Here is a 6,594-nt window from a genome sequence, read left to right on the forward strand (position 1 = left end):
CCCGGCCCGGGCACCGGCGTTGCGGGGCTCACGTCGGTCATGGAGATCGAGGGTAGGGCAATTCCGTACCATCGTCTCTTGTGGCTGTGCTCGAAGAATCCGCTGTCCGCGCCGCTCTGGCGACCGTCGACGACCCGGAGATCCGCAAGCCGATCACCGAGCTCGGCATGGTCGATGCCGTCGCGCTCGGGGCCGACGGCGCGGTCTCGGTGCAGGTGCTGCTGACCGTCGCCGGCTGCCCGATGAAGGCCGAGCTGACCCGCCGGGTGAGCGAGGCGGTCTCGCGTGTCGACGGGGTGCGGTCGGTGGACGTGACCCTCGGCGTGATGTCGGCCGAGCAGCGCCAGGCCCTGCAGCAGCACCTGCGCGGCGACCAGCCGGCGAACGAGATCCCGTTCGCGCAACCCGGCTCGCGCACCCGTGTCTACGCGGTGGCGTCCGGCAAGGGCGGGGTCGGCAAGTCCTCGGTGACGGTGAACCTGGCCGCCTCGCTCGCCGCGCGCGGGCTGTCGGTGGGGGTGCTCGACGCCGACATCTACGGCTTCTCGGTGCCTCGCATGCTGGGCGTGACCGGCAAGCCGACCCAGGTCGAGCAGATGATCATGCCGCCGGTGGCGCACGACGTGAAGGTCATCTCGATCGGCATGTTCACCCCCGGCAACACCGCCGTGGTCTGGCGCGGGCCGATGCTGCACCGCGCCCTGCAGCAGTTCCTCGCCGACGTCTTCTGGGGCGACCTCGACGTCTTGCTGATGGACCTGCCGCCCGGCACCGGCGACATCGCGATCTCGGTGGCCCAGCTCGTCCCGTCCGCCGAACTGCTCGTGGTGACCACGCCGCAGCTCGCCGCGCGTGAGGTCGCCGAACGGGCCGGCTCGATCGCGCTGCAGACCCACCAGCAGATCGTCGGCGTCGTGGAGAACATGAGCTGGCTGGACCTGCCGGACGGCACCCGGATGGAGCTGTTCGGCGCCGGCGGGGGTCAGGCGGTCGCCGACTCGCTGTCGCAGTCGACCGGCACGACCGTGCCGCTGCTCGGACAGATCCCGATCGACCAGACCGTGCGCGAGGGCGGCGACGACGGCCTGCCGGTCGTGCTGCGCGAGCCACGCACATCGGCTGCGATCGCGCTGGGCGAGGTCGCCGACCGGCTCGCCAAGCGCCAGGCCAGCCTGGTGGGCCGCTCGCTCGGCCTCACCCCCACCTCCCGCTGACGCGTCCGACAGTGGTCAGGTGGCGTCGGGGTCGAACGGGGCGGGCTCGCCGCGGCCCAGCCGCTGCTGGGCGGACCTGGCGGCGGGCTTGTCCAGGGTCACCGGTGTCTCGGACTCGGCCTCGTAGAAGGACCGCGAGCGCGGGTCGAGACCGCTGAAATCGGCGCGCAGGTCCTCGCGCGGGTCGAGCTTGCGCAGCTCGCCGCGGATGCCGGTCTCGTCGTCGCCGAGGATCGCGCGCTGGATCGCGGTACGCGGGTTCAGGTTGCGGAGGTCGAGGTCGGCGAACTCGGGGCCGAGCTCGTCGCGCAGTTGCGTGCGCGCCCCCGTGGCCAGCTCGCGCAGGGTCCGCAGCAGGTTTGCGGCATCACGGGCGAACTGCGGTAGCCGGTCCGGGCCGAGCACGATCACCGCGACGAGCGCGAGGACCACGAACTCCATCGGCCCGATGTTGAACATGTTCCGAGGTTACGCCGAGCCCAGGGTGACGGTGGCGCTGCGCTTCGCCGATCCTCGGTAATAGGTGACGTTCACCTTGTCGCCGGGTTTGTGCTGCTGGACGATCACGATCAGCTGGTCGTAGCCCAGGATCGGCGTGCTGTCGGCGACGACGATCACGTCGCCGTTGCGTAGCCCGGCCTTGGCCGCGGCGCCGTTGGGCTCGACCTGCTCGAGGTAGGCCCCGGCCTGCAGTCCCGCCTCCGCGGTACGGCCCTGCGCGTTCAGCGAGCCGTGCACGGCCTTGCCGTTGTGGATCAGCTCGAGGGCGATCTCGCGGGCGTAGTCGATCGGGATGGCGTAACCGATGCCGGACGCCTGGGTGGTGCCCCCGCTGCCGTTGGGCGCGCTCAGCGCAGCCGCGGAGTTGATGCCGACCAGGCGGCCGCCCGCATCGACCAGCGCTCCGCCGGAGTTGCCCGGGTTGATGGCGGCGTCGGTCTGGACGGCGTCGAGGTAGGCATCGGATTGGCCGTCGTCGCCGAAGACGTGCACCGGGCGGTTGAGCGCCGACACGATCCCGGACGTCACGGTGCCGGTCAGGCCGAGCGGCGAGCCGATCGCGACGACGGGGTCGCCGACCGCCAGCGTCGAGGACTTCCCGATCGGGGCGACGGTCAACTCGTTGTCGGGCACCTTGAGCACCGCGATGTCGCTGACCGGGTCCAGCCCGACGATACGGGCGCGCGCGGTGGCCTCGTTGGAGAACGTGGCGATGATCGAGCCGCCGCCCTTGGCGACCGACGCGACGTGGTTGTTCGTGATGACGTACCCGTGCTTGTCGATCACGACGCCGGAGCCGACCCCGCTTCGCGACTTGTCCGCGCTGGTCACCTGCAGCGAGACGACGGCCGGGCCGATCCGCTTGGCGATCCCGGCGACCGAGTTCGGCGGCCGGTTGGCCGGTTGGCCGCCCTGCGGGAGGCTGACGTCGGCGCGGTGCAGCGCGTCGCCGGTGCGGCCGCCGAGGAAGTAGCCGCCGAACCCGCCGACCGCGCCCGCGAGAACGGCGATCAGCACGGCGAGCAGGATCGCGTTGAGCCCGAACCGGCGCCGTCCGGTCTGGAGCGGGACGACCGTGTCGTTCTCCTCCGCGGCGTCCTCGTCGTCGTCGCGCTCGGCGTCCTCGACGGGGTCGAGTTGGGCGGGCTGGCCGGCGGAGAACACCGCGCCCCGGCCCAGCCAGAACGGCGCCGCCGGGTCACGCCAGGGGTCGCGGACGGCGTCGCGCTTCCACCACGGCGACTCCGGCTCGCCCGCCGACGCTTCGATGCGGGTGCCCGGCTCGGGCGCGAAGCCGCCCTGGGCCTCGGCGGGCGCGCCGAACGCGCTGGTCATCACCCAGGGCACGACCGGCGGCGGCGTCGGGCGCGACACGATCCGCTCGCCGGGCGGTGCTGCGTACGGTCCGGCGCCGGCCGGGCGGCCGTACTCGTCGCGCTGCTCCGGCGACACGGTCGGCGGCGGCGGGGTGTACGCGGGCTGCTCGGGCCTCGGCTGGAAGGGCTCGCGCAGGCCCGGCGGGCGCCGGAACGCCTCGTCGTCGTCCGGTCCGGCTGAGGCGTCCGCCGCGGCAGCGGTGTGGCGACCCTGATCCTCGGACACGACACCCCTGACCCTTCCGCACCGGACCCTGCCCCGGTCTCTCGATCGAGTCTGCCTCATCGCGGGCGCTCGCGGCGCCCGCCCACGGATTCTCTAGGGATGCTTGGGCAGCTCGGCCCGCAGGTACCCGGCGTGGACGGGGTGGGGGCCGGCGGGTTCGCGGGTCGGCCCGCTGTCAGAGGCGGCGGTGCCGGCGAGCGCGCCCAGCACCGCGACCGAGGCGACGGCGAAGGCCACCGGGCGACCGCGCCGCGGGTGCTCCGGCTGCACGGGGACGAAGGCGGCGGCGGGCGCTGCGAAGGAGGCGAACATGGTGTTGCCGTGCTCGTCGACGTGCGTGGGCACCTGGCGGATCGGGGTGGTCACCGGCACGTCGCGCAGCCGGTCGAGCAGCCCGCTCGGCAGCGCCGGAGCAGGTGCGGTGCGCAGCGCCCAGACGGCCTCGCGCTGGACGGCGACCGCGTGATTGCACTCGGCGCACAGCGCGGTGTGCCGGCGCGCGCGCTGGCGGGCGTGGCCGGTCAGGACGTCGTCGGCAAAGGCGGCGATCGCCTCGTCGGACAGGTGCTGCGCGCGTCCCAGATCGCGTCCCAGATCACGCATGGGCGGGTGCCTCGCCGAACTCGTTGGCCGGGCGCAGCCCGGGCGCGCGGTGCGCCAGCGCCTCGCGCAGCATCACCCGGCCGCGGTGGATGCGCGAGCGGACGGTGCCGACCTTGATGCCGAGGGTGGCCGCGATCTCCTCGTAGGAGAGCTGCTCGAGGTCGCACAGGACGACCGCGACGCGGAAGTCGGCGGGCAGCGCGTCCAGGGCCGCCTGCACCTCGGGATCGAGGTTCATCTGCTCGTAGGCCTGTTCCGGGCCGCCCTCGCGCGAGGCGAGCCGGTCGCCGGCGTCGTCGGGCAACGCGTCGAACCGGATCCGCTGGCGGCGGCGCACCATGTCCAGGAACAGGTTCGTGGTGATGCGGTGCAGCCAGCCCTCGAACGTCCCCGGGGTGTATTCGGCCAGCGACCGGAACACCCGGACGAACGTCTCCTGGGTGAGATCCTCGGCGTCGGCGCGATTGCCGGACAGCCGGAAGGCGAGCCGGTACACCCGGTCGGCGTGCTCGCGCACGACCTCGTCCCAAGTGGGCGGCACCCAGATGGTGCCCGCCTCGGCGGGGTCGACCGTAGTCACTGGCTTCTCCTTCGGCTATCGCGTTCTGGGCGACAGCCAAGCACGGCAACCTGTACGTCAGCTAAACGCCGACCAGGCGCCGGACGTTCCCGGGCGGCGCCTACTACTCTCGCCGCCGTGCACTCGTACACCGCCGATGACGACCGGATCGCGCGGACCGTCGTCGAATACTGCCTCCAGCGCCTGAGCAACGAGGTCCCGCTCGACCGTCCGCTGACGCCCCAGGACCTGGAACAGCTCGCCGGCGGCAGCGTGCGTCCCGAGGGCATCGGCCGCGACGAGGCGCTGCGCCTCTGGGCTGAGGTGCTCGGTCCCGCGTGCCTGTCCGTCGACCACAAGCGCTACCTGTCCTTCATCCCGAACGCCCCCACCAAGGCCGCCTGCTACTTCGACATGCTGGTGGCGGCCTCCAACGTCTACAGCGGCTCGTGGCTGGAGGGTTCCGGCGCCGTCTACGCCGAGAACCAGGCGCTGCGCTGGATCGCCGACCTGGTCGGGCTGCCGGCCGAGGCGGGCGGCACCTTCGTCCAGGGCGGGACGATCGGCAACCTGTCCGCCCTCGTCGCGGCACGCGAGGCGGCCCTCGAGCGGCGCGGCCGGCGTCCGGAGCGGTGGGCGGTCTGCGTGACCGAGGAGACGCACTCGTCGGTCAAGCACGCACTGCAGGTGGTGATGGACGTCGAGGTGATCTCGGTGCCGGGCGACGAGCGTGGCCGGATGACGGGGACGGCGCTGCGCGAGGTGGCCGCCGGGCTGCCCGAGCACGTCCGCGACGGGGTCTTCGCCGTCGTGGCCACGGCCGGGACGACCAACCTCGGCGTCGTCGACGACCTGGCCGGCGTCGGCGCGGTCGCCCGCGAGTTCGGCTGGTGGTTCCACGTCGACGGTGCGTACGGCGGGGCGGCCCTGGCCGCGCCGTCCGCGCGGCACCTGTTCACCGGCATCGAGCACGCCGACTCCTTCATCGTCGACCCGCACAAGTGGCTGTTCGCCCCGTTCGACGCCTGCGCGCTGCTCTACCGCGAACCGCGGCTGGGGCGCGCGGCGCACACCCAGCACGCCGGTTACCTCGACCCGGTCACGGTCGACGGCGAGTGGAACCCGTCCGACTTCGCCGTCCAGCTGACCCGGCGGGCACGTGGGCTGCCGTTCTGGTTCTCCCTGGCGGTGTACGGGACGGACGCCTATGTCGCCGCGGTCGAGCAGACCCTCACCGTCGCCCGGCAGGGCCGGGAGTTGATCGACGCCGCCGAGCACCTGCGGCTGCTGGTCGAGCCGGATCTGTCGGTGCTGATCTTCGAGCGGGTCGGCTGGACGGGCGACGACTACGCCCGCTGGAGCGCACGACTGCTCGACGAGCAGGAGGCATTCGTCACGCCGACCCGGCACGGCAACCGGGTCTGCACCCGGTTCGCCATCGTCAACCCGCTCACGACCTGCGACGACCTGGCGATGATCATCGATTCGATGCGCTGAAAGGCGAGCCCGCGACGATAGGGTTCCCCGCATGGCCGACCCGATGGTGAACGAGGCGAGTGTCCGCTACGCCGAGTCGTTCCAGCCCGAGAACGAGATCATCACCAGCGCGCGCGAGCGCGGCAGAGAGCTCGGCTGCACGCCGATCGGTCCGGCCGGCGGCGCGGCGCTGCGCGTGCTGGCCGCGGCCACCCAGGCGCGTGCCGTCATCGAGGTCGGCACCGGCGCCGGTGTGTCCGGGCTGTACCTGCTCGGTGGCATGGCCGCCGGCGGGCAGCTGGTGTCGATCGACATCGAGAGCGAGAACCAGCGTGCGGCGCGCGAGGCGTTCGGCGAGGGGGGCATCGCCCCCACCCGGTACCGGCTGATCAACGGCTCGGCCCATGACGTGCTGCCGCGCATGCGCGATGCGGCCTACGACCTGGTGTTCGTCGACGCCGACAAGAGCGGCTACGCCGTCTACTACGAGCAGGCGGTGCGCATGCTGCGCCCCGGCGGCGTGGTGGCCTTCGACAACATGCTCTGGCACGACCGGGTCGCCGACTCGTCCCAGCGCGACCCGGACACCGTGCTGCTGCGCGATCTGGCCCGCACCGTCCGCGACGACGACCGGCTGGT

7 protein-coding genes are annotated in these 6,594 nt (G+C 72.7%); 3 read left to right on the forward strand and 4 right to left on the reverse strand.

The annotated features are described in order from the left end of the window. Positions 1-80: 80 nt before the first annotated feature. Positions 81-1,214, forward strand: coding sequence for an Mrp/NBP35 family ATP-binding protein (locus tag VGN18_RS18475; RefSeq protein WP_327541193.1), 1,134 nt, complete (start codon positions 81-83; stop codon positions 1,212-1,214). A gap of 15 nt (positions 1,215-1,229) precedes the next feature. On the opposite strand, the gene VGN18_RS18480 is transcribed toward VGN18_RS18475, so the two are convergent. The 4 genes from VGN18_RS18480 to sigE form a co-directional block, all read right to left on the reverse strand. Continuing rightward, a complete protein-coding gene (locus VGN18_RS18480) occupies positions 1,230-1,673 on the reverse strand; it encodes a sec-independent translocase (protein WP_327541194.1) in 444 nt (147 codons plus the stop codon). Between the two features lie 9 nt (positions 1,674-1,682). After that, positions 1,683-3,317, reverse strand: a complete 1,635-nt coding sequence (locus VGN18_RS18485) for a S1C family serine protease (RefSeq protein ID WP_327541195.1) — start codon at positions 3,315-3,317, stop codon at positions 1,683-1,685. 93 nt (positions 3,318-3,410) lie between these two features. Beyond that, on the reverse strand, positions 3,411-3,920 hold the full coding sequence (locus VGN18_RS18490; protein ID WP_327541196.1) for a hypothetical protein: 510 nt from the start codon (positions 3,918-3,920) through the stop codon (positions 3,411-3,413). Further along, positions 3,913-4,500, reverse strand: coding sequence for an RNA polymerase sigma factor SigE (gene sigE / locus VGN18_RS18495; protein WP_327541197.1), 588 nt, complete (start codon positions 4,498-4,500; stop codon positions 3,913-3,915). The genes VGN18_RS18490 and sigE overlap by 8 nt, the downstream gene beginning before the upstream one ends. Positions 4,501-4,617: 117 nt before the next feature. Here sigE and VGN18_RS18500 point away from each other — a divergent pair, with 117 nt between their 5' ends. Continuing rightward, the gene (locus VGN18_RS18500; RefSeq protein WP_327541198.1) at positions 4,618-5,976 is read left to right on the forward strand and encodes a pyridoxal phosphate-dependent decarboxylase family protein; all 1,359 of its coding nucleotides are present in this window, start codon (positions 4,618-4,620) and stop codon (positions 5,974-5,976) included. Between the two features lie 31 nt (positions 5,977-6,007). Then, positions 6,008-6,594 (forward strand): O-methyltransferase (locus tag VGN18_RS18505; RefSeq protein ID WP_327541199.1); only part of this gene is annotated, 587 nt, incomplete at its 3' end.

Source organism: Jatrophihabitans sp., from assembly GCF_036000465.1.
In the GTDB taxonomy this organism is placed as follows: Bacteria; Actinomycetota; Actinomycetes; order Mycobacteriales; family Jatrophihabitantaceae; genus Jatrophihabitans.

Coding starts and splice junctions, on each gene's coding strand:
- VGN18_RS18480 (WP_327541194.1), bottom strand. CDS start 1,673: ATGTTCAACATCGGGCCGATGGAGTTCGTGGTCCTCGCGCTCGTCGCG.
- VGN18_RS18490 (WP_327541196.1), bottom strand. CDS start 3,920: ATGCGTGATCTGGGACGCGATCTGGGACGCGCGCAGCACCTGTCCGAC.